Raw genomic sequence first — 24896 nt, forward strand, 5'->3', positions numbered from 1 at the left:
GGTAATCACTTAATTGTTTTTGCATCCTTATAGGTAAAAATCATAATAGCGACAAAAAGATGCAACGATGATTATCGAAAACAAAATTATAGAACTTTATTATATAATTGACGAGTTTTTCCAAAGAAATTTGACTCTGAAGCAGACTAAGGCCTGAAAATATATAGTCGTAACGACAGAAAATGTCACCTCAAATGTCCGTGCCGTTTGTCGAAAAGTGAAACAATGTCCCTATTTGTATATTTTCATTTTGGCACATTCTGAAATTTCAAACACCATTAATCCTTCTTTACCAGGCAACACCTTCAATAGACAACCTTGCAAATTCATAGACTTATAGCTACCTTACCGAACTTACTTCAAACATGCACATGAATAGGACGATATACAACTTATGCACTTTTAACCGATGCCTTGTATGGGCTCAAATTGATTAAATATCACTATTATGAGTACAATACGCAAAATGCCATCTTTTATCACCCCAAAAGTGATCTTTTACAAGCCCAAAAGCCACCTATTGCAGGCTAATTTTGGCGCAGTAGAAATTAATGGGGTATCCGTAGAGCTTTGCGATTCTAAAGAGCAATAATTCAAAATTCATCAAGGTGAATATGAATCCCTGTCGAAGATTCTTCAACACTTACTATACTAACAGAATCAGTATTTCTGAAGGCAGCACTAGGCGGGCTAACACTTCCAATTGATTCGTTTCCATATTGCAAAGGTCGGAATTTATATGGAATTTAAACAAAAATCCCCATTAAATTTCTACTGCCCCCTGATGGGACGGATGGGAATGATAAGTAATGGAATCCGTTATTTTAAAATGAAAGGTTAGATAAATTATGGAAGCTGAAATTAAAATATACCAAAGTTGCTGGAAAACTAATGAATAGTGCTTATATATTTTATGCATTTTTGTATGGATTTTTGAGCATTTATCATTAAATAGAACTTTACAGAATTGAATATACTCTAGAAAATGTATTGAAATTTTACAATAAGTGATTCATTATATTAGTGCGTGACCATAATGATGATATGGTAAAATTAGCCGTATTAGTTAAATAAATACTTATTAAGTATAATTAGTTTTAAATAATTATTAATAAAATTCATAAAACATTCAATATTAAGAAATAATTTATATCTTTGAAAAAATAACATTTAAAATTAAACATATTAGGATTCCTGCAGCGATATAATACGATACATAAAAACTATATTGTAGTATAATCTGCAATCTTTTTTCAATTTTATAATAAAAAATAGTAGAACTATGAAAAACAAAACATTTAAACTAATGCTGCTGATGGTTGCAGCAATGTTGCTTTTTTCTTGTGAAAAATACAATGAAGACGATGATTTTAGTGCAAAAGAGGCTAATAGCACATTGATTATCAGAACTAGAGTTATGGCTGTGAATGAGACAGATGAAAGTAAGATAAGCTATCCAGTGAACATTTATGTATTTAGTGGGGATGCTTGTATTGAAACAGCCAAGATTGAATCAGAAGACACTCCTATATCATTAAGGCTTCCTGAAGGAAGCTATGATGTATATGCCATAGCAGGAGCTGATGCTGAAACATACAATTTGCCAACAAAGGAAAACGCAGCTAAAGAATATTTGATTAAGTTGAATGATGGAAAAACGCACTCAGATCTTATGGCAGCAAAAAACAATGTCACTTTGGCATATGGAGAAGAAAATACACTAACGTTGTCGCTTGAAAGGAAAGTTATGCTGATTGAGAATGTTAGTATAAAGAATGTGCCTTCAAATGTAATTGCTGTAAATGTTACAATTAGTCCGCTTTATGAAAATCTTCTACTAAACGGTAATTATGAAGGTACTGACGGCTCTCAGACAATAGATCTTATAAAAGGAAGTGACGGAAACACATGGGAAAACAATTATAATGCGTATCTTCTTGAAGCTAGCGGACAGGCAACAATTAAGGTTTCATTAAAGACTGAGAAGAACACTAAGAGCTATTCATATACGAGTACAGATGAGTTGAAGGCTAACTACAAAATTAATATAACAGGAACTTACAATGAAAACGGAATAACACTTAATGGGACTATAACCGGAGCAACGTGGCAAGGGGTTAAAAACATAAACTTCAATTTTGATGAAACAGGGAGCTCCATAGATGAAAATACTGGCTCGGAAACTGAAGAAGGAAAGGATGAAGAAGACACAGGGGAAACGACAACAGGAAATGCTCCTGAAGTTGGTACATTGTATAAGAATTGTTATGTGTTAAAATCAGAAAATGTTGGAAATGGTACAAAAGTAACATTGATGTCTACAACATTTGAACAAGGACTTATATTTACTGATAACGATCAATCTTCAATAAATGAAGCTATAAATGTGAAACTAAAAGATATGGCAGCAGCTTCTGATGGCCTTGAATCATTTAGAATACCAACTTTGGAAGATCTCAAGTATGTAAAAAATAACCTGGAAGCAATTAATGCCAATCTTGAAAAATTAGGTAAGACGTTGTTTTTTACAGGTACAGGTACATTGTATTCATATTATTTTCTTGATAATGATGGAAGTATAAAAGCATATTGGCCATCGCGTGACGAGCCTGATTCACAGATTCCGTGTATTAGTACAGATATTAAGAGTAAAAGAAACTCTATTATACTTCGTGGCTTTACAACAATAACATTCATAGAATAAAGTTCCAATAGCAATATATCTAATTTTGTTTACTAGTATAAATAATTTTGTATAAATAGAAATACGGGATTCAAGTTTGAGTCTCGTATTTTTTTGACACTGTCCAAAATTTTGTGTAAATGTAAACAGGATTTAACTGTAAGTTTCTTCTTGCATCTGGATTCTGTTTACAAAAAAATTGTAGTATAGATTATTTGCTTATTTCCAGCGGGAATTGGAAGAAAACAGTCTGATACAAGAGTTCCTGATCTGATGTACCACACAGATTTGGGTGGAAGACTGAGGGAATACGGTACGGATGGTATCCGTAAATCCATTCTGGTTGTTGGTACAGGTAATCAGTATATCCTGCACTCCACGGGCTTTTAAATCGGTCAGGACGCCGAATTGCCGACCCACATGCCAAGAACTTCCTTCAGGCCGTTTGTTTCAGACCGACACAAAGATAAACGGTCTTGTTTATAATCTTGCCGTTATCTCGTACCTTGAAGACGATACCGTCCATCCAGGCTATCAGGTAAACAGGATCAAGTGGACGGTTCTGCCACTCCTGGGCGGCCTGGCTTACCTTGTTTGTAATGATGGAAATGGCTGATGTAGAGAGTTCAATTTCATAAATCTCACGCATCTCTTCCTCTATGTCAGAAACGCTCATTTCTTTGGCATACAGTGAGATGACAAGTTTTTCAATAGAAAGTCCACGGCTTTCATGTTTGGGCACAGCTATAGGCTCAAATTGGCCATTACGGTCACGCGGAATGGGAGATGACTGCTTTCCCGTGTTCAGTCAGGATTCGCTTCGGATAGCTGCCGTTGCGTGAATTGCCACTGTTATTACCGGCCGCGGAATTCTTTTCATACCCCAAATGGGCATCCATTTCACCTTCACGCATCTTTTCCAATACCTGGGCATGCAACTGCTTCAGGAACTTGCTTATATCGGATTCTGTCTTGAACCGGCTAAGGAATTCCTTGCTTAACATCTCATCGGGCACTACTTGATTCTTTTCTCGCATAATCTTATTCTTTTGGCGTAAATATATAAAATAAAAAATACAGAACTCTATTTTGAATCCTGTATTTTACATTTACACAAAATATCTTATAGTGCCTATGGGTGGGATTAAATCTTTAGGTCTTTAATAAATTTTATTTCAATTTATGTTATGAATTACAAACCTGTTACAAGGACTGTATTAATAGACTTTTATAACGTATAATATTGATTATTGGTCATGCAGTATACGCCGTTCAATTTATTTTATACATGAGGTGATTTCATTTGGAGTTTCTACTAACGTTTGCGCTCCATTTCTTATCAGAAAATCTTTATCCCTGAATCCCCATAATACACTTATGCATGGCATGCAGCTATTACGTGCAGTTTGGATATCAACCTCACTGTCGCCTATATATACAGCATTATCGCGTTCCGCCTCAAGAAGTTTCAAGGCTTCATTAACTGTGTCTGGTGCAGGTTTCTTTCTTATTTTATCGCTTTCGCCTATTGCAACTTTTATATAATCACCGAAAAAGTACCGGCATAGTTCTTCTGTTGCTTTACAGTACTTGTTGCTCACTACGGCAATTTTTTTGCCATACTGTTTTAGTATTGCCAACATGTCTATTATGCCGTCGTATGGCCTTGTTGTATCGGCGTTGTGTTTCAGATAATATTCAATAAATGTATTATAAATATCTTCATAATGTTTGTTGTCTTTTCCTCCTGGTACAGCACGTTCAATAAGTTTTTTTATGCCATTGCCAACCATCATCCTTACTTCTTCTGTTGTATGTTCTGGCAAACTAAATGCACGCATTGCATAATTGGTACTTGCGGTAAGGTCATCAAGTGTATACAACAAAGTTCCGTCCAAATCAAAAATGTATGTGTCAAACTCTTTCATCTTTATACCTCCATCGTCTTTTATCACTAAATACTTTTTTGTTGAAGATTTTATGCAAAAGTACATATAAAAAGTATAATACAATGATATTCGGTCATCATTTTTGCTACTATTTTACTTATTAATAGTTTATAATAAACTATTGTTTTGTTCTGTCTGTTTATTTTTAACTTAAAAATAGTTAGGGCGTTTATTATTTATGAGTGTGGCTTTTGTCGTAAAATAGTTTCAACACAATAATTTATCCATAAATTATTTATTATGTTGCCATGTCTTATCATTTAAATGAGATAGGGTATTGATGACGCTTATCATATTATGTTTTTCATAGCATACAGTTTCATCATATATGGTAAAAAAATAAACCTGCTCCCTATATTTGTCAATATTTTCAGGGAACAGGTTTTCGTATTTATGGACCTTATTTAAAACAGACTAAATATTAATCTATTTAATTCTAATCTTACTTACATTTATGCTATTTTCTGATATCTGTTTTATTACGTAGATACCTGTTGGCAGATTTTCTTTCACTTTCTCTGCTGTCGTCATCTTATGTTTTGCTATCTTTCTTCCATTAAGGTCGTATACCTCGATGTCGCATTGTTCCACACTGATACCATCTATGCAACCTGCTACAGTATTATTTACAGATATTGGCACGTATATATCGGCTGCACCTCGTGAAGATAACTTCACATAAGCTTCATGAACACCTATTTCGTCAGAATTGAACGACACCATAAATGAGCCGCCTGTTACAGGTAATTGAGTTGTTGACAATTTAAATTTACTCTTATTTGGACCTCCCAAAGACAGCTTGATTGGCTCTGCAAGGTTGTTACCCGTTACAGTTATTTCATCTGATACTGCATCTTTTCCAGCCGTTGCAGTGAATGCAAGCTGTGTGAGCGAAGGCCTGATAACAGCTAGGTCTGTACGGCCGTAACTTACATCGTCAATATAATATGTTGCAGAGTTTGTACGTCCGCGTGTGCTCTTGAATCTGAATCCCATAAAGAACACGTCAGCGATGTTTTGTCCGGTCAGGTCTATATGATATTCCTGCCATTCTCCGCTTTGGTCTTCAGTATTCGGCATAGCGAATCCCTCAACTGGTGCCACAAACATATCACCTTCAGCCAGGTCAATATAGCATAACTCCAGCAGGTCTGTCTGGTTGTCCGCCAGATAGTCGCCTCTCACTCTGAACGTAAACATCTTCGATTCTGAATTCTTAAAGTCGAGTGGTGGAGTTACGAGCATCATCTCGCAAGTAGTCTCTTTGCCTTCGGCAACATTGCTGTCGTAAGGAGTAACTTTTGCAACCTTTTCACCCGCAGACTCATCTTCATCAGGCAGTTCATATCCCCACCATGCACGTTTACCAACCATTGCAAGGTTTTTCCATCCTTCTATGCTAAGAGGCTTGTTCTTTGTTACATTGTCAAAATGTTCATTTACGAGTTTCATCGGTGATGAAGCGTCGAGCGGCAACTCGTCGCCTTCCTTTTCAGGCTCCGGCTCAGTACTTTCACCTGCCTTACCGTTTATCTTCACTCTCAATGTGTCCAGTCCGAGTCCGTATATCTCAATCTCGTTTTCATATTCTCCGGCTTCTTTCGGAGCAAACGTAACTTTCACATTTGCTGTAGCGTCTTTCATCAGCATTGTCGTATTTAACAGGAACGAGCCTGATTCTTTCAGTTTCATGTATGCATAGTCTGGCAGATTGGCTGTCGTTATGCTTATTGTCTGCTCCTGTCTTTCGCCGACCTTGGCTTCAAACTTAGGCAATGTTTCAGGACTTACTGTTACTGTCGGCGGATTCAGCTCGTCTATAGCATAGGCTGACAGAGTAATGCTTTGTGACAGTAACGGCATTTCTGGACAGTCTATAAACAGGCGTCCTTCATGTTTTCCTATTGCTGTGGGCTTATATGTTATCACAATGTCGGTCTCGTTTGTTCCTGCGGGTACTGATGTTGCCGAAAGTTCAAACATATCGCGGTTTTTGCCGATAATCTCAAAATTGGTTGCTGCCGGCATGTTTACTGCATTTATATGCACCGTTCCAAATTCTGACGACTTACCAACCAGTCCTGCTGCCATTTCAAATTTTGAAGGGGTAACAGTCAACGATGGTTCTGACGCTACAGCCGACTTTATGTCTTCAGCCTTGCGCGGCGCAACAATTACAGCACTTGCTGATGTCGACAGTCCTGTTATATGTACTGTTTCTGTCGGTATTGCTTTTCCTATTAGGGTTGTACCTTTAAACAGTCTTAGTTTACCTTCTCCTGTTGCGTCTGTTATTGTGGGTTGAGACATGCTTTCGGTAAATGTGGCACCTTCTGAAATGTCTTTAAATTGTGCATCTGCAACTCTCACTAATCTGTTTGTATAATCAGTCGGTGCAGCCTTAAGGTCTGCCAACGTCACTGTTACAGGCTCAACAGTGTTGTTCTCTGAAACAAGTGTACCGAGTGATGCTGTCAACGGAATAAACGAGTTTACGCCGAACGAACTGGTTATCATTCCTATAAATCCTGTAACCATGTCGCCTTCCTTATACGTCTCGGTCATCATGTCGTAGTCGTTCTTCACTTGCAGTCCGCCTATCTCGTCCTGAAGGTAATAAACGGGACTTGCCTGACTCTTGTCTACAAACGTTACAACAGCCTTGCCTTTATATCGGTAGGTGAGATATGCTTCACCGTCTTCTGTTGCAAACTCTTTTAGGGTGGCAATGTCTTTCACAGCGATAGTGCTCCATGTCGCTCCGAGTGTTGCGTCTGTAGCTCCTTCACTGACAAATGTTATTGTTGCCTTGCCGTTCTCGCTTGTCGGTGTCAGCGTAAATTCTACATCCACACCTTCTATTGCCATTGCATCTGCTGCAGATATAGTTGTAACTGACGGCTTTAATTCATCGTTGTCTACAGTTATTGTTATGTCGTCCGTCAGGTTTACGCCTTTCATGTTTACGGTCTTGGTCTTTATGTCACCACTATACAACGTACCAAAATCCAAACCTCTTTCGCTCAAAGTTATTACCGGAGTGTCTTCTCCTGGTCCTGCATTTTCTGTAAAGAGTTCTGCATAACTGTCAGCTACACGCAATGATCCCACAAGTAAAGTAGGTGCTGTTGCGCTATAATTTGTTCCTTGGCGCAGTTCAAGTCCTTGTAATCCCCATGTTGATATACCGCTACCTGCTGATGACGGGTCAAACACAGCATCAGCAACTTTTGGCTCTTCAGTATAGCTTGCTGGATTAACATACAGCGTAACACCGTCATAACGCTCACCGGCTGCACCAATCTCATATTTAACAACAACGAGATAAGTTTCACCGATATTGAAACTTCTGTTTGCATAAACGGCTTTTGTACTTCCGCGTTCAACTCCCAGCTTATAGTGTCCTTCGTCGTCACCGGCATTAACATATAGTCGGCCTAATTCTGTAGGACTTGTTCCGTCTTTAACAACGCTGCTGAATGTGCGTGCCAGCAATGCCATTACATGTACAGGACCACTTGGTGCCTCAGAAACATTAATTAGAGCAGAATAATACATTGTACCATTCTTTATACCTTCTTCACTAGGATCAAATCTAACAAGTAAGTCTTCTCCTGACGAAGCAGCCCCTAGTTTTACTGATTTGCCTTTAACCCCTCCAGGATATCCTTCATAGTCTAGGGTTTGTTCTACTACCTGTATAGGATCGTTAGGATTAGAACCATACTTTCCCCATCCGCCATGGCCATAGAGGTTACCGGTTGGATAATTAAAATCTTCTTGCCACTTAATTTGTGCACCTACATCGGCAGGAATTAAGAACATAGACATAAGTAGCATGAGTGTGCATGCAAGCGTTGTGTTTCTTTTTCTCATGTTTTTAGTTGTTTGTGGTTAGTGAATTTGAGTTTAGGTTCTCAATGTGATTTATTAAATACAAATATAGTATATTTTTGCTATGGATGCAAAATTTTGTATATTAATTGCATGATTTTTCATCTATACCAGAAAATACAAAGTAAATTAAACGATTCTAATATGTTTTATACTTCATCTCATAATTTGCATATCCAATTTTTGTCGTATAAATATGTCATATATAATTTGAATTAGTTTTTCTTCTATTATTAATTATATTTATTTAAATCCAAGAGAATTACAGATTGTTGCTTATTAACAAATGAGCCAGAACTGCCATGTTCTGTTGTACAGTTCTGGCTCTTAATGCTTACTTATTAATAATTTAAATCTTTATCTTATCACAAATGGTTTTGCCTTATATATTCTTCCTGCTGATGTTTTGGCTATAGCTACATAGACACCAGGCATAAGGTTGACTTTATATGATGTAATTTGACCATTCACTATTGTTGACGCAACCATAATACCAGCAGTGTTTACTATTTTAACTTCTGCAGTCTCGGCATTTTCAAGCGGTAAACTTATGGTCAGGTTCTTTTCGTCTGGATAAACTATGAATTTACCGTCATTACCATTCATAGCGTTTATTCCGCTTGCAGTATGATCATAAACAGTGTATAGGCAAACTAGTTCCGATGCGTTATCATTATAAATTGCCGTTCCTAACGGTGTCAGTTTTGCCGTCTCTGGATTCACTTCATATAGCTCGCCTTGACTTTTTGCACCGGTATGCACCCAGAATAATCGCCCTGTATTATGGTCAAATGCCATTGACTGAAGATACGCCACGTCTGCTATTCCTGTATTTCCTATTGTTGTCGGTATACCCGTGGCCTTATCTATAGTACATAGGTCACCATCTGAAGATATGGCATACAATATTCCGTCCTTGCTGCAAGCCATTGCATGCAAGTTTATTCCGGTATTGCCTATCAGTTCTGTCTCACCGTTAGTCAGGCTTATTTTTACAAGTTCACTGGTAGTGTTTGTGGCACGCAATCCAAACATCGTCTTCGACGAGTAGTCAAATGCCATATCCTGTATATAGTCTTCTGTTGTAGCTGATGCTACAGGAGCCCAAGTTATTGTGTCAAGAACAACAAATTGTCTTGGCTCAGAATACCATGTTGCCGTGTATGCATATACACGTCCGTCATAATATTCTCCGGCATTTATTAATGCTTCATCCGGTATTACTTCTTTTATGAACGAAGCCTGTTCCGGTATGTTAGAGTGTATTTTCATCATACCGGCATTCCCGTAAGCGTCCCATCTGTACGCACGCAGGCCTACATCATCAAAGTTTGGCAAAGAGAATGTCTTGGCATCGTTGTTTACTGCCTCGTCTCCTTCAATTTCAGTATATGCCTTGAATATGTATAGAGCCTTTTCTTTCAGTTCATAAGAACCAAGAGTCAGGTCTGTGGTTTCGCCTTTGTTTAAGTTTACCGTGAATGTTTCCCCAATAGGTTCATTGTCGTTTACGGTGAAATATGCAGATACATTTGTCAGCGGTTTTTCGCCATAGTTTTTGACCCTTACCTTTACTTCAACTTTACCTTGTGGATCTATAGTCTTTATAGGTGATATGAATTCAGCTATGCCGGCATCAATGTTGATGGCCCTTACAATAGTGTCAGTATATGCACTGGCAGACTCCTTGTCTGTGTTATAAACTGCTTTCACGCAATACATATATTTCCCTGCTGTAAGTTCGTCCCAGTCGTTATCAGTAAATGTCAGTTCCGTTAGCGGATCCTTGTTAAGTTTTGTCTCTTGTTCTGGTTGCGACGTATCTATTCGGTATATGTTATATGAGCATTTCGGCGCTTCTGTTTCTGTTGTTACTGGCAATTCTGTTCCTGGTATGCCGCAGTATGCAGAAATATTCCATGCATAATATCCGTCATATAAATACTGATTATTGCTCCATTTCAGATTATTCTTTCCGTCAATGCTGCTTCCATAGCCGGCGGTGCCTATTGGGTCAGTAGGACCATTCTTGCAGTTTACTCCTATCAGATAGTTTTCTCCTTCCTTAATCTCTACGCCAGGCGAATCAAACTCGACTGTTACCCATGCTCCTTCTGCCGTGATTTCAGAAGCAGGTATTTCTTTTGAAGCTATTTCCACGTTATTGTCACGCTTTCCTTTCCATATTTTAGCTGTATAGGTACCTTGTTCGGCTTTAATAAATACTTTCATTTTCAGAAAACTTTGTCCTATCATCATTGAGTCTTTTATGTCGTCTGCCGTAAATGCGTGAGCTACATTATAGTCTGTTGCACTATAGTCACCTCCGGTGCTCTCGTTATATTCCGAGTTGCCCCATTTTGTCCACATTATGCGTCCTTTTCTCGAAAGTGGGTCTTTCCAGCTTATTGTTGAATAAGAGCCGTCAGAACTGATTTCGCCAGACACTCCATAGACGCTGATAAGGCTGCGTGTAAGTATAATTTCTTCCATATTCAAGTCTTTATCGCTAGGCAATTCCTGTCTGTATACGTCATAAAGAGGTGTTTCTATGCTGAGCGAATAACTCTCGTTGGCATATATTCCGCCCAATTCGAATGTACCGTCGTCTGCACTCGTTGTGCTTACATCAGAATAACCGTAAGCATTAATTCTTACATTCTTCAGCGGTTTGCCTGTGTCTTCTGCTTTTATGCATCCTCTTACAGTTATTGTAGGTTTGGCTTCTATACTGAAATTCTCGGTCTGTTCACCTTCATTCTGAATTGTTATGTCTTTTTCAAAATCTAGATATCCTGTTGCTGTTATCGTTACATGCTGCAGTCCGCTTGGCACCACATAGAAACTGTATTCTCCATTGTTGTCAGTTACGGTCGACAGTTTAAGTTCAGGTATCGAAATTATTGCTCCGCCTATAGGCTTGTCGGTATCTTTATCAGTTACAGTTCCATGGAGTCCGGCCGCGTCTTTCGTGTTCATCACAAATCTGGTCATAAGCATAGCGTCATAAAGTCCGCCCGTGCTCTCTGTAAGCATGGACTTGTCTATCGGTTCATACGACATATAGCTGCGTGTGCGTTTAGGCTTATCCGGTGTTTGTTCGATAAAGAATCTGTCAAAATACCCTCCATTGCCTTGACTATAGTCCATCGTCATTACAACTACAAGATTCTTTCCCGTATATTCATATGGTTCAGCCAACTCTACAGGAACATCATTTATACCGTTGACAAATGCTATATTCCCGTTATATACTTCTTTCATATTTTCTGTGCTTATCCAGCCTTCCGATAAATCCTGCTTGTCTGTTTCACCTAACCATATCCGTATAGGCTTTTCCAACTTGCTCGAGCTAAAGCTGTTCTTATATACAATATGGCGTATGGTGCCCTTGGCATACATTAAGTCCTCAGGATAGAATACTGCCTGATAAACACCGTAGCGCTGACTGAAATCAAATGGCAGATACGGATTTCCGTATTCTGTATTTGCATTCATGCCGGCAGATATGTCTTTCATGTCATCTCCGTAACTTATTACAGCATTAGAAGTTATAGGCTTACTGGTACCTGTATTGTTAGATGCCGTAACGATATATGAGTGCAGAGCTCCAGCCGACACTTTGTCTGTGTATTGTCTTTCTTTTATTCCTTCGGCTATCACTTCAGTTCCATTATCCGTTTTTCGCTCAATAGTATATGTCAGATTTTCCGTGTTTATATATCCTTTATTCATGCCTTTGGTAGGAGCATTCCATGTTATTATGGTTTGTCCTTCCGACACATAGGCATTTAAGTTCTCTACTTCTGCAGGAACGTCTTCCCCTATGTATGCTCTTTTTGATACAGCCTTTGACTGTCCTTCGCCAGTCTTGGCGATTACAGAGTATGTATGCATGCCATTATCCATACTTGTGTCTGTATATGATGATGTTCCGCCTGGAGTAACGTTTTCTGTTATTGCGGTCAGCAGTTTATTGTCGCGGTATATGCCTATAGCCAGTTCTCCCGTAATATCTGTTCCTGTGCCGTCTGTTTGTGGATTTTTCCATGTAAGTGTTGCCGACAAAGCTCCGTTCTCTCCAGGAGTAACAGTAAGATTGCTTATTGCTTTCGGTCCTTTCTGGTTTGTCACTTCCACGTCGTCAATTCCAAGTGCATAACTTCCTGAACCTTTGTGTACAAACGCTATATATATTTTTTTCCCATTATATTCGCTTAATGAGCGTGTTAAAGTCTTTAATGTAGGATAGTCGTCATATCCGTTGTCTACGGTTTCTTCATATAGTATGGTAGTGAAGTCTTTAACATCAGTTCCTGATTCAGAAATCCTCACTTCAATTTTTTCTTTGCTGTCAAGGTCTTGAGCGCAATATTTAAATGAAATCTGGAATGTTTCGTTTGTAACCTCAATTTGAGGTGTTATCAGATAATTGTCCTGTACGCCATATTCTTCTGTAGGACTATTCGGGTCTACAGTATATGATATAGCAGTTTTCTCTCCACTGACAGTAGCATCACTTCGTGTTGCTGTCTGCCAGCAGTGTCCGTCTCCGTCGTTATCAACAATTTTCCATTCTTTAGGCGGAAAACCTTCGCCCTCGAAACCTTCGTTAATCAAATACGATTGTCCGTTGGCGGTAATGCTTGTCCCCAAAAGCACAATTAAAGTGACAAAGGACACGACCTGAAGATGATAATCCTTTCTCATAGTAAATAGCGCAGGGTTCACGGGTTAAATAATACTGCCGGATTTTACATTGGAACCCTTTTAGATGCAAAATCCGGATTCTTAATAAATATATATATGAAAGTTTTCAAATATAGGTATTAATATTCTAGCCTTGCATCTCGTTTGGTTAAAAATAATTAACACAAATACAATATCCGTCAAATCGTAGAGTTTTCAGGTAAAGTAGTATATAAATATGCTTTGACTTGCATGTGCTTTTCTTTAAAAAATAGCAATTATAAAAATATTTATTCAAAATTAACTATAAACGTGTTACACGTATTTATTATGTTTTGTAATAAAACATGAGTATCAAAATTTTATAAAAACTTAATTGTATTCAATTATTAGTATAATCTTAGATACTGTAGGTAATACATTCATAAAATATTTACAAAAAATAAATTTCTATAGTGGTTATTAAAATTCTTCAAAACTTTAATGATTTTGGGCTAAAAACTCATTGAGTTTCGATACGAAATTCATTGAGTTTTGTATCGTATTTCAATGGTTTCTAAATCATATTAAATTTATATTTACTATTGTTCTATTTTTCATTAAAAAAATAACTATTATAGAGTGATTTGCATAGCAAAAGTACATAGACAAGAAGACATTTCTATTGATGATAAAAACATCTGTAACTATAATTTTAATCTTTTGTTATATGTCGCTGATTAACATATGTTTATCCGTAAATATTAAAGTTTAAATTGCATTATGGCATATATGCCATAATGCTTAATTCAAATTGATTATTAGGCTTAATACGGTTTAAACCAACAGGCAATTTGGTGTTTTCAAGTTGTATGTTGGTCTAATATTATCACATTTCATTATATGGCTCATTATGTTTAAAAGTGAATGACAATATACTTACGTTGAATCCAAAGACTGATTTGGATTAATAATATAGTTTTATCAATCTATCAGGTATAACATAAACTTTTCTAAAAGGAGATTCCTTTTTAAGAAAAAAGACGGTAATTATGCTTTACATTTTATCTTTATATTTTTCAAAAAAATGGTTGTTTTTGCGAAATAGAAAAAGAATAAAGATGGAATATGTAAACTAGCAGATTTAAGTTAAAAGCTGATGTGTTCGTATAATATTCTGAAACCTATCAGAAGAAGAATCACTCCTCCAATAAATTCTGGCTTAAGGCGCTTTACTATCGACTTGCCACACATTACGCCTAGAATGTTGCCTAATATAGACATAACGAACGAGCATACGCCAATGACGATAAGCGGCAAGGTTAGCTGTTCTATATTTTTATATCCAAGACATGCGAAAGATATGCCTACAGCCAGGGCGTCAATACTGGTTGCAACAGCAAAGAGTAGTTGGCTTGTCAGTTTTGAAGGGTCAAAATGAGCCTCTTCTTCGCTTCCGAACGAGTCTTTTATCATTTTCCCACCAAGAAAAGCCAAAAGACCAAATGCAATCCAATGGTCGACAGACTCAAGGTAATGGCTGAAATAGCTTGTTCCTAACCAACCAATAAAAGGCATCATTGCCTGAAACAGACCGAACAGAATTGCCATGCGCAAAATAATCGAAAGAATGTATTTACGGATAATGACTCCACTGACAATGGAAACTGTAAAGCAATCCATTGCTAAAGCCAAGGCAAGAAATGTGATATCAATAAGACTCATCGTGTCAATTGGTAAGATGTATGATATTTATGTGCCGTAGGATATTGTTTCCTTGATACGGCAAATTGCTAGTGCAAAGGTAATAAAAAATATTTTAACACAAATGGTCATTGAACTTTTAGTGATTGGTGACAAACAATTATTTGGAATCAATAATTTATTGCACTATCATAAATATAAACAAATCATATATATGCTGACAGAACCTTTGTTTTATCGGTTTATTTGGTGTAACATGCGGTAAAAGCATAAATATAGATGATTTTATTTTGACTTGCATCTGATTTGCATTATCTTTGCATAAGCTAAGCTGCATCTCGGCATAACGCTCAAGCAAGACTTGGATGATTCTGCTCTCGATTTGCATTATCTTTGCATAAGCTAAGCTGAGTCTCGGCATAAACGCTAAAAACGGGAATTGGCTATTTTGCTCCTGATTTATAACAACAACAATTATATGCGCACAAATTATAACGACAATAATTATCTGCATTTAACGGTAAAAGAAGACAAACCGCTGCTGGAATTTCTGCTTGACAGCATGGAGAATACAAGCCGCACGAAGATAAAATCTACGTTGCAGGGCAGGGGGGTGAAGGTTAACGGTAAGGTGATAACACAGTTTGACTATCCCTTAAGTTGCGGTATGAAAGTAGCTGTAAGCAGGAGTAAGCAAAACGCTGAAATGTTTAAAAACCGCTACATCAAGATTGTCTATGAAGACCGTTATATAGTTGTTGTAGAAAAGAATGTTGGCATATTGTCGATGGCTGCAGGCCATAGTTCGCTGAACGTCAAGACAGTGCTTGACTCGTATTTTAAGACGAGCAGGCAGAAATGCACTGCACATGTCGTACACAGACTTGACCGTGACACCAGCGGGCTAATGATTTATGCCAAAGACATGCAGACAGAACAGATACTGGAACATGAATGGCATGACATAGTTTATGACCGCAGATATGTTGCTGTGGTAAGCGGTGAAATGGAGGACGACTATGGAACTATGACCAGTTGGTTGAAAGACAACAAGGCTTATATTACATACTCTTCTCCTTATGACAACGGAGGCAAATACGCAGTAACGCATTTTCATACGCTTGACCGGACCACTGATCACAGCCTTGTTGAATTCAGGCTTGAGACAGGCAGAAAGAACCAGATACGTGTGCATTCTGCAGACATGGGACATCCTGTGTGCGGTGACATAAAATATGGTAATGGTGATGATCCAATAGGCCGTCTGTGCCTTCATGCTTATGTCCTGTGTTTTTACCATCCTATAACAAGACGCCGTATGGAGTTTGAAACGCCTATACCGGTAAATTTCAGAAAACTTTTTAAATAGTCTTACTTAAAATTGCAGTATTCCACGAAGAACGGATACACAATTCTAATGTAGTTTGAAAATGGAAAATTTTGGATATTATATTTTTTGTATTATTGCGCTCATTGTAGGCATTTTTATATTCAAGAAAGTTGCGGGTTGTCTTATGAAGACAATCTTCTTTATCATAATACTAGCCGTTCTTGCGGCATGTTATTATATGTTCTTTAAATAGCACGACAGGAGCGCCTATGGATGTTGAAGCAGTGAAACGACTGATAGAGCGGCGTCCGAATCTGTCGACCGCCTTAGGTATGGATTTTGTCTCTACGCCAGAGAACGATATATGCAAGGCAACGATGACGGTTGACGAACGTAATCGCCAACCCTTCGGCTTCCTTAGTGGCGGTGCCTCACTGGCATTGGCTGAAAATGTTGCCGGAGTTGGGTCGTTGGCTTTGTGCCCCGACAAAATATGTGTGGGCATAAGTGTCAGCGGCAATCACGTCAAGGCGGTGGCAGAAGGTGATACTGTTACGGCTACGGCACGACTTGTCAGCAAAGGACATAAACTGCATGTATGGGATGTTGATATAACCGATTCGTCTGGCGGACTCATCTCTACCATACATGTTACCAACTATATCATTACTCCAAAAAATCAGACTGATGAATAATAGCTTTGTCATGTACAGGTTGCCGCATGAGACAACCTACACCATTATGCGACAGTGTGACGGCGAAGCTGAAATATTGCCGTCATATGCAGATTTAAACGGAAGGACGGGTTTTGTCTTTTCACCGTTTATGATGTCTGAAAAGCATCCGTTGCTGCTGATAAGACCCGACGAGACTGAAACTTGCAAGATTGATGATTGTAGTAAGCATAAGTCGCTGGCTTTTAGCAATCGTGACATTGACAAAGAGCATAGGCAGTATAAAACTGATTTCAACAAATTTCATTCCCAATTATGTAAAGGAACATTTCGGAAGATTGTATTGGCGAGAAATAGTGTGGAAAATGCTTGTGAAGATATTACCCCGGAATTGATATTCAAACGAGCTTGCCGTATATATCCAAATGAATTTATAGCGCTTGTATCTACACCTTACAGCGGAACATGGATCATGGCAACGCCAGAGACATTGGTTGAAGGACATGAAGAAGAATGGCATACAGTGGCCTTAGCCGGAACAAAACGTATTGGTATTGTAGACGAGTCGGAAGTACAGAAAATGCAAAACTGGAATATATACGATGTGTGGGACGAAAAAAACATACACGAACAGCAATATGTTGCCGACTATATACAAGAGCGCCTGCGGCGTTTTACCCCAAAGGTTGATGAAGCAAAACCACAGACACTTGTGGCCGGTCAGCTGATACATATTGTCACACATTTCAGATTTAACTTGAATGTCAATGCAGGTATAGGAAATCTTATAAAGACACTTCATCCAACGCCTGCAGTATGCGGACTGCCCAAAGAAGAAGCCTACAAGTTTATATTAGATAATGAAAGCGGTGACAGAGGATATTATAGCGGCTTCTCAGGACCGCTGAACTACGAAGGCTCCACACATCTCTTTGTGACATTACGATGCATGCAGATAGAAGGCAGATGCTGCAAACTATATGCCGGTGGTGGATTGTTAAGTGAAAGTGAAGTAGAAACAGAATGGCTTGAAACAGAAGCCAAAATGGATACAATGAGACGATGTTTAGCGATAAGAAGAATATAAATATACTAACCTCATTGCTTGTTGCACACGGGGTGAAACGAGTGGTGGTGTGTCCTGGGTCAAGAAATGCGCCCATAGTGCACAATTTTAACGAATGTGCAGACATAATATGTTACCCTGTAACAGACGAGCGCAGTGCAGGCTTTTATGCTTTAGGTATGGCTTTGGCTGATAATAGTCCTGTGGCCGTGTGTGTTACTTCAGGCACTGCATTGCTTAATGTCGTTCCGGCAGTGGCAGAAGCATCCTATCGGCATAGGGGAATAGTTGTTATATCAGCAGACCGTCCGTTGGAGTGGATTGATCAGCTTGACGGACAGACGCTGCCTCAGAGCGGTGCGTTCGGTAAATATGTGAGCAAATGCGTATCGCTGTCAGAGCCAAATAATGAACAAGAGCACTGGTATTGCAACAGAGTAGTGAATGAGGCTCTTATTGCTGTGAAGACACACGAAAGAAAGTCTGTGCATATTAACGTACATATCAACGAGCCATTGTTTAACTTCACTCAACAGGAACTGCCACTTGAGCGTAAAATAAGCTATATGCCATCTGTAATGAATTTAGACGCTTTAAGAACGATTGCAGAACGGATTCAGGCAGCACATAAGCCTATGATTATAGTAGGACAGACAAGATCCAGAAACAGTGAAGTTACAGATGCCATAAAGACTATAGGACGTAAAGTTGTAACGATATCAGAGACACTGGCATCTGACGTTATTACACATTTTGACTTGATGCTGTCACGTATAGGAAAAGACGAGCGCTATATGCCTGACTTTATTCTTTTTCTAGGCGACAATATGGTGAGCAAACGTCTGAAAAAGTTTCTACGTCTGTCGCATCCAGCTGAAAGCTGGGCTATAAGTGAAGACCGTGAGATACACGACACTTTTATGCATCTTACAGGGATTATTGAGGCCGACTATAAAGAGGCACTGACGGCATTGGCCAAAATGATAAACGAAACAGAGGGTATGCAAGACGGCGTGTCTGACCTTGACAACGCTGAGTTTAGACATATATGGCATGAACAGATCAAGATCATAGACGAAAAAATTGCCGCTTATGATCCGCAATACTCCCAGATGTCTGCTGTAAAAATATTTGAAGAGTCACTGGCAGACATGGACTATGAATATCACGTGCATTATGCCAATAGTTCGGCAGTTCGTTTGGCTGACATATATTCAGATCATTATGTATGGTGTAACCGCGGTGTAAACGGTATAGAAGGTAGCTTGTCAACAGCAGCAGGATTTTCTGTTGCATGCCGCGATATGGTGTTCTGTGTGATAGGTGATCTCAGTTTCTTTTATGACCAGAATGCTTTATGGAACACAAATCTTAGAGGCAACTTCCGTATGTTGCTGCTGAACAATGGCGGTGGTGGAATATTCTACAATTTGAAAGGACTGAAAGAGAGTAATGCGTGCGAAAAACTTGTTGCGGCATGCCACATGACAACTGCTCAAGGTATATGCACACAAAACGATATAGGATATATGTCTGCACGTAATGCAGAAGAGTTGCGCTTTGGCATTGCCATGCTGCTCGCCTCGGATGCAAAACGCCCGATGTTGCTTGAGGTGTTTACGGACATATCTGATGATAGTAATGCATTAAGTGAATTAGTAAAAAATATAAAATAAATATGGCACAGAGAAATTGGGAATCAATAAAGGGATTTGACTTTAAGGAAATATTGTTTGAACAATACAATGGTATTGCAAAGATTACCATTAACCGTCCGCGTTATCGAAATGCGTTTACTCCTAGGACAACATTTGAAATGAGTCAGGCTTTTGCCTACTGTCGCGAAGCTCAGGATATATGCGTTGTTATATTAACAGGTGCAGGCGACAAGGCTTTCTGCTCTGGAGGAGACATGCATGTTAAGGGGCGAGGCGGATATGTAGGAGAAGATGGTGTGCCGCGCCTAAATGTACTTGACGTTCAAAAACAAATTCGTTCTCTGCCTAAGCCTGTTATTGCCATGGTTAACGGTTATGCCATTGGGGGCGGTCATGTGCTCCATGTGGTGTGTGACTTGACTATTGCTAGTGAGAACGCAATATTCGGACAGACTGGGCCTAAGGTTGGTTCGTTCGATGCCGGATTTGGAGCTTCATATCTTGCACGCATAGTAGGACAGAAGAAGGCAAGAGAGATATGGTTCCTGTGCCGCCAATATACAGCAGAAGAAGCTGAGCGTATGGGACTTGTTAATTGTGTAGTTCCTTTTGACAAGTTGGAGGATACATGTGTAGAATGGGCTGAGACTATGATGGAACGCAGCCCGTTGGCCTTGCGTATGATTAAAGCCGGACTAAACGCAGAGCTTGACGGACAGGCGGGAATACAGGAATTGGCAGGAGACGCTACAATGCTCTACTATTTTTTGGATGAGGCACAGGAAGGCGGAAAAGCTTTTCTTGAAAAGCGTAAGCCTGACTTCAAGAAATATCCTAAACTGCCATAAACAGATAGTTGTAATATAAATACTTATGTTTAATTCCGGTTGCAGTATGTATCTATATGTGCATACCGTAACCGGAATTAAACAACCATAAGTAATTTACCAAATCTGTTTTATAAATAAAAAACATATGGCCGACAGGACAAAAGATAATGATGACTATAAGTTAATGCCGAAAATTAAAGTTACGTATGAGATACGAGATAAAGATTATACCACGTACATTTCACTTTAAGCAACCAGCTGGCACTTCACGTGGAGTGTATATGACAAGGCTATCGTGGCTGCTGGAGCTTACATCGCCGGATATGCCGGGACATAAAGGTATTGGCGAGTGTGCACCACTGCCAGACTTAAGCTGTGACTATGCTCCTGATTATGAAGAGACATTGCGCAAGATGTGTGACAAGTTCATGAACGAGGGGCAAATAGATTATAAAGAAATGCGTGATTTTCCGTCAATGCTGTTTGGTCTTGAAACTGCGCTGAAACATTTTGAATGTGGCAGCATCAACTTCTATGATACTCCGTTTAGCCGTGGTGAAGCCGGAATACCGATAAACGGTCTTGTGTGGATGGGAACTTTCGAAGAAATGATGCAGCGTATAGACGAAAAAATAAAGCAAGGTTTCAGATGTATCAAGCTGAAAATAGGAGCAATAAACTTTGACAAGGAGCTTGATATGGTTAAACATATACGTGAACGATTTTCGCATAATGAACTGGAAATCAGGCTTGATGCAAATGGAGGTTTTAAATTTAATGATGCTCTGTACAAACTGGAACTACTTTCACAATATTCGATACACTCGATAGAACAGCCCATACGGCAACATCAATGGGGCAACATGGCTCAGCTATGCCGTGAGTCACCAATGCCTATTGCACTAGATGAGGAACTTATTGGCGTAAATGATCCGGACATGAAAGAATATATGCTCAATGTGATAAAACCGGCATACATTATTCTGAAACCTTCATTACATGGAGGAATAAACGGTGTGAAGGAATGGATAGATATTGCTACGGACAAAGGCATAAAGACATGGATTACTAGTGCTCTTGAAAGCAATATAGGGCTGAACTCTATTGCACAACTTACAGCTCAAGAGTATGGACCAGATATATCCATTCCGCAAGGACTGGGCACGGGTATGCTCTTTACAGACAACATAGACATGCCTTTGGAAATAAGAGACAATAAACTTTGGCGTAAATTGGCAGAAGACAGAGAATGACACTTGATGATTTTTATACCGAATGGAACAATGATTCTGATATGATGCTTGTGCACACAAGCGGATCAACAGGCAAACCGAAACCTATGATGGTTGAGAAATGCAAGATGGAAGCTAGCGCAACCATAACTTGTGATTTTCTGAACCTAAAGGAGGGTGACACGGCATTATTGTGCATGCCTCTCGATTATATTGCCGGTAAGATGGTGGTAGTACGCTCTATCGTGCGTAAGCTCAAACTTATTAACGTGAAACCGTCAGGGCATCCATTGTCTGGAATGACCGAAGCTCCTGTATTTGCTGCAATGATACCTATGCAGGTGTTTAACAGTCTGCAGGTGCCAGAAGAAAAAGAAATACTTATGCGGATAAACCACCTGATAATAGGCGGAGGAGCGATAGACGATAAAATGGAGAGAGAGCTCAGGGATTTTCCAAATGCGGTATGGAGCACATATGGCATGACTGAAACTTTGTCACATATAGCCTTAAGACGCCTTAACGGCAATGAGGCTAGCTGTTGGTATACGCCTTTTGAAAGTGTTGATGTGAGTGTAAATGAGGATGGATGCCTTGTAATTGACGCCCCAAAAGTATCAGATTCGATGATTATAACGAATGACATAGCTGAAATTGGGAAAGATGGCAGGCATTTTCGCATATTGGGACGTAAAGATAACGTCATAGACAGCGGGGGCATAAAAATACAGATAGAAGAAGTGGAAGCCTTGTTAAAGAAATATTTGACCGTACCATATGTTATAACAAAAAAGAGTGACCATAAATTTGGTGAGGTTGTCGCAATACTCGTTGAAAGCGACGATATTGAGAAAATAAAGAAACTATGCGAAGACAATATGCCAAAATATTGGCAGCCAAAGATATATATAAGTGTGAAAGAAATACCTCGCACACAGACAGGGAAACCGGCTCGCAGATTGGCTGCAGAAATCGCAGAGAACAATACAACCGGATAATTAGAACCATAAAATTTGTCTGACTATTTTGTTTATTAATTATTTGCATGTAATTCAGTAAAGGAACGAACACGTCTTATGAACTCAAAGTTAAAAGGAACATTATGCAGCATCGGTGCTGCCGTTAGCTATGGATTAAATCCGTTAGGCGCATTGCCACTCTATTCGCAGGGCATAAATACAAATACGGTATTGTTCTTCAGATATGGACTTGCCGTGGTGTTATTGGCTCTTTTTATGTTTTTCAAGCGCCAGTCATTTGCGATAACAAAGAAAGAAACATCAATATTAGTGGCATTAGGCATATTGTTTGCGATGTCATCATTGACACTATTCTTGAGCTTCCATTACATGGGAGCAGGAATAGCATGTACGTTGCTATTTGTCTATCCAGTGATGGTGGCTGTAATGATGACCGTATTCTTCAAAGAAAAACTAACCATAATAACTATATTATCGATAATTCTTGCTCTTAGCGGCATTGCTCTGTTATATAAGGGAAATGACGGGGATGTGTTGAATATCACGGGTGTGATACTTGTTATGATTTCGTCTTTAACTTATGCTATATATATAATTGTTGTAAACAAATCTCCATTGCGAATATCTTCTGTCAAACTCACATTTTATGTGTTATTATTTGGTGTAATATCTCTCATCATTTATTCGTTGGCAGGTGACCAAAACAATTATATTCAAATGCTTACGACTCCAGAGATGTGGTTCTATGCGTTGATTTTGGCATTATTCCCAACGGTAATTTCGTTATTGTTGATGGTTGTTGCTGTTCACGAAATAGGCTCAACACCTACAGCTATAATGGGGGCATTAGAGCCATTGACTGCCGTTGTGATTGGAGTGGTGATGTTTGGCGAACAGCTGACATTAAGAATGGCTACCGGAGTGCTGATGATATTGGTGGCTGTACTTTTTATTATAGCAGGGAAATCATTGACTGTAAACAAAATAACTACAGTCATCGGACGTCTTGGCCATGTTGTCGTAAAACATTGGAGATGGAGATTGTAAAAAAATGAGGTGACTTAAGGAAACAATTGGGTGGAACGCAGTATAATTCATATCGACATGGATGCCTTTTTTGCTTCTATTGAGCAGAGAGACAATCCTGAATTGCGGGGAAAGCCTATAGTAGTAGGCTTTGATGGTCCACGTGGAGTTGTGTCTACAGCAAGTTATGAAGCCAGAAAATATGGAATACATTCAGCAATGTCTATATTTAAGGCAAAAAAGCTGTGTCCACAATTAATCGTTGTTGCAAGTGACCATGACAGATATAAGTCTGTCTCAATGCAGGTTTATGAAATATTCTGCGATTTCACCGATAAGATAGAGCCTCTGTCAATAGACGAGGCCTTTCTTGATGTCACTGATAATATCAATAATATGCCGGCTGAAGAGATTGCACTAAAGATAAAGGAACGGATAAAAAACGAACTGTATCTGACTGCGTCTGCCGGCATCTCATACAATAAGTTTTTGGCAAAAATAGCGTCTGACTATAACAAGCCTGACGGAATATTTACTGTTAAAGCAGAAAAGGCACTAATGTTTCTGGAAACTCTGCCAATAGAGAAGTTTTGGGGTGTTGGTCCGAAGACAGCTGTCATTATGCATAAAATGGGCATTTTTAACGGTAAACAGCTGCGTCAATGCACCCTTAACCATCTAACTGAGGTGTTTGGAAAGTCAGGAAAAACGTATTATAATTTTGCACGCGGCATTGATGAAAGAGCTGTGGAGCCGGTGAGAATAAGAAAATCCGTGGGATGTGAACAAACTTTTTTGACTGACCTTAATAGAAAATCGGCCATTTATATAGAGCTATACCATATTGTCCTAGAATTAACAGAAAGATTGGATAAAAGCAAATTCTGCGGCTATACTCTAACGCTAAAAATAAAGTTCAGCGATTTTATGCAGACAACAAGAAGTATAACGTCATTTAAACCTCTTACTGATAAGGATACCATACTTCCTTTAGCAAAAAAACTTATTGAGCAGGTGGATTATTCTACTAAACCGATAAGACTAATAGGGCTATCAGTTTCTAATCCACATAACGAAAAAACACGTCAAGAATGGATTGAAGGAGAACTTAAGTTCAAAGAATGGGATGATTTTGCTGCACAATAGCTTGCATTTATAGAATTTGTTTTGTAAATTTGCAACCTAATCAAGGTAATATAACC

Annotated in this window: 14 protein-coding genes and 1 pseudogene; 10 read left to right on the forward strand and 5 right to left on the reverse strand. The window is 38.9% G+C overall.

The genetic code is table 11. The features are described from left to right. Positions 1–1282 precede the first annotated feature (1282 nt). On the forward strand, positions 1283–2704 hold the full coding sequence (locus tag QVO66_RS05455; RefSeq protein ID WP_021854408.1) for a FimB/Mfa2 family fimbrial subunit: 1422 nt from the start codon (positions 1283–1285) through the stop codon (positions 2702–2704). Between the two features lie 234 nt (positions 2705–2938). Here QVO66_RS05455 and QVO66_RS13640 read toward each other — a convergent pair. The 5 genes and pseudogenes from QVO66_RS13640 to QVO66_RS05490 all read right to left on the reverse strand — a co-directional run. After that, positions 2939–3687 (reverse strand): annotated as a pseudogene (locus QVO66_RS13640) (IS256 family transposase); the annotation flags it as partial. Between the two features lie 273 nt (positions 3688–3960). Continuing rightward, a complete protein-coding gene (locus QVO66_RS05475; protein ID WP_288172633.1) occupies positions 3961–4611 on the reverse strand; it encodes an HAD family hydrolase in 651 nt (216 codons plus the stop codon). A 447-nt stretch (positions 4612–5058) separates the two neighbouring features. Next, positions 5059–8508 carry a T9SS-dependent choice-of-anchor J family protein gene (locus QVO66_RS05480; protein WP_021854412.1) on the reverse strand — a complete coding sequence of 1150 codons (3450 nt, stop codon included), beginning with the start codon at positions 8506–8508 and terminating at the stop codon, positions 5059–5061. Between the two features lie 375 nt (positions 8509–8883). Continuing rightward, positions 8884–13236, reverse strand: coding sequence for a choice-of-anchor J domain-containing protein (locus QVO66_RS05485; protein WP_021854413.1), 4353 nt, complete (start codon positions 13234–13236; stop codon positions 8884–8886). A gap of 1107 nt (positions 13237–14343) precedes the next feature. Further along, a complete protein-coding gene (locus tag QVO66_RS05490) occupies positions 14344–14919 on the reverse strand; it encodes a manganese efflux pump MntP (RefSeq protein WP_021854414.1) in 576 nt (191 codons plus the stop codon). A gap of 457 nt (positions 14920–15376) precedes the next feature. On the opposite strand from QVO66_RS05490, the gene QVO66_RS05495 reads away from it, so the two are divergent. From QVO66_RS05495 to dinB, 9 genes are all read left to right on the forward strand, one after another. Continuing rightward, positions 15377–16267 (forward strand): RluA family pseudouridine synthase, encoded by an 891-nt coding sequence (locus QVO66_RS05495; RefSeq protein WP_053399082.1) that lies wholly within the window; start codon positions 15377–15379, stop codon positions 16265–16267. 230 nt (positions 16268–16497) lie between these two features. After that, positions 16498–16923, forward strand: a complete 426-nt coding sequence (locus QVO66_RS05500; RefSeq protein WP_021854418.1) for a PaaI family thioesterase — start codon at positions 16498–16500, stop codon at positions 16921–16923. Then, the gene (locus tag QVO66_RS05505) at positions 16916–17989 is read left to right on the forward strand and encodes an isochorismate synthase (RefSeq protein WP_288172637.1); all 1074 of its coding nucleotides are present in this window, start codon (positions 16916–16918) and stop codon (positions 17987–17989) included. Before QVO66_RS05500 ends, QVO66_RS05505 begins: the two co-directional genes overlap by 8 nt. After that, on the forward strand, positions 17965–19644 hold the full coding sequence (gene menD / locus QVO66_RS05510) for a 2-succinyl-5-enolpyruvyl-6-hydroxy-3-cyclohexene-1-carboxylic-acid synthase (RefSeq protein ID WP_021854420.1): 1680 nt from the start codon (positions 17965–17967) through the stop codon (positions 19642–19644). The genes QVO66_RS05505 and menD overlap by 25 nt, the downstream gene beginning before the upstream one ends. A 2-nt stretch (positions 19645–19646) precedes the next feature. Next, positions 19647–20474: a 1,4-dihydroxy-2-naphthoyl-CoA synthase gene (gene menB, locus QVO66_RS05515; RefSeq protein ID WP_021854421.1), complete on the forward strand. Its 828-nt coding sequence runs from the start codon at positions 19647–19649 to the stop codon at positions 20472–20474. A 188-nt stretch (positions 20475–20662) separates the two neighbouring features. Beyond that, complete coding sequence (gene menC / locus QVO66_RS05520) at positions 20663–21709, forward strand: o-succinylbenzoate synthase (protein WP_021854423.1); 1047 nt, start codon at positions 20663–20665, stop codon at positions 21707–21709. Beyond that, a complete protein-coding gene (locus tag QVO66_RS05525) occupies positions 21706–22686 on the forward strand; it encodes an AMP-binding protein (RefSeq protein WP_021854424.1) in 981 nt (326 codons plus the stop codon). The genes menC and QVO66_RS05525 overlap by 4 nt, the downstream gene beginning before the upstream one ends. A gap of 78 nt (positions 22687–22764) precedes the next feature. Then, entirely contained in the window at positions 22765–23715 is a 951-nt protein-coding gene (locus QVO66_RS05530) for a DMT family transporter (RefSeq protein ID WP_021854425.1), read from the forward strand. A 30-nt stretch (positions 23716–23745) separates the two neighbouring features. Next, positions 23746–24840, forward strand: coding sequence for a DNA polymerase IV (gene dinB, locus QVO66_RS05535; RefSeq protein ID WP_288172642.1), 1095 nt, complete (start codon positions 23746–23748; stop codon positions 24838–24840). Positions 24841–24896: the final 56 nt, after the last annotated feature.

Source organism: Prevotella sp. CAG:255 (assembly GCF_000431195.1).
GTDB lineage: Bacteria > Bacteroidota > Bacteroidia > Bacteroidales > Bacteroidaceae > Prevotella > Prevotella rara.

Bases quoted from the DNA above. Each gene is read 5' to 3' on its own strand.
- QVO66_RS05455 (WP_021854408.1), top strand. From the start codon at position 1,283: ATGAAAAACAAAACATTTAAACTAATGCTGCTGATGGTTGCAGCAATG.
- QVO66_RS05475 (WP_288172633.1), bottom strand. From the start codon at position 4,611: ATGAAAGAGTTTGACACATACATTTTTGATTTGGACGGAACTTTGTTG.
- QVO66_RS05480 (WP_021854412.1), bottom strand. From the start codon at position 8,508: ATGAGAAAAAGAAACACAACGCTTGCATGCACACTCATGCTACTTATG.
- QVO66_RS05485 (WP_021854413.1), bottom strand. From the start codon at position 13,236: ATGAGAAAGGATTATCATCTTCAGGTCGTGTCCTTTGTCACTTTAATT.
- QVO66_RS05490 (WP_021854414.1), bottom strand. From the start codon at position 14,919: ATGAGTCTTATTGATATCACATTTCTTGCCTTGGCTTTAGCAATGGAT.
- QVO66_RS05495 (WP_053399082.1), top strand. From the start codon at position 15,377: ATGCGCACAAATTATAACGACAATAATTATCTGCATTTAACGGTAAAA.
- QVO66_RS05500 (WP_021854418.1), top strand. From the start codon at position 16,498: ATGGATGTTGAAGCAGTGAAACGACTGATAGAGCGGCGTCCGAATCTG.
- QVO66_RS05505 (WP_288172637.1), top strand. From the start codon at position 16,916: ATGAATAATAGCTTTGTCATGTACAGGTTGCCGCATGAGACAACCTAC.
- menD (WP_021854420.1), top strand. From the start codon at position 17,965: ATGTTTAGCGATAAGAAGAATATAAATATACTAACCTCATTGCTTGTT.
- menB (WP_021854421.1), top strand. From the start codon at position 19,647: ATGGCACAGAGAAATTGGGAATCAATAAAGGGATTTGACTTTAAGGAA.
- menC (WP_021854423.1), top strand. From the start codon at position 20,663: ATGAGATACGAGATAAAGATTATACCACGTACATTTCACTTTAAGCAA.
- QVO66_RS05525 (WP_021854424.1), top strand. From the start codon at position 21,706: ATGACACTTGATGATTTTTATACCGAATGGAACAATGATTCTGATATG.
- QVO66_RS05530 (WP_021854425.1), top strand. From the start codon at position 22,765: ATGAACTCAAAGTTAAAAGGAACATTATGCAGCATCGGTGCTGCCGTT.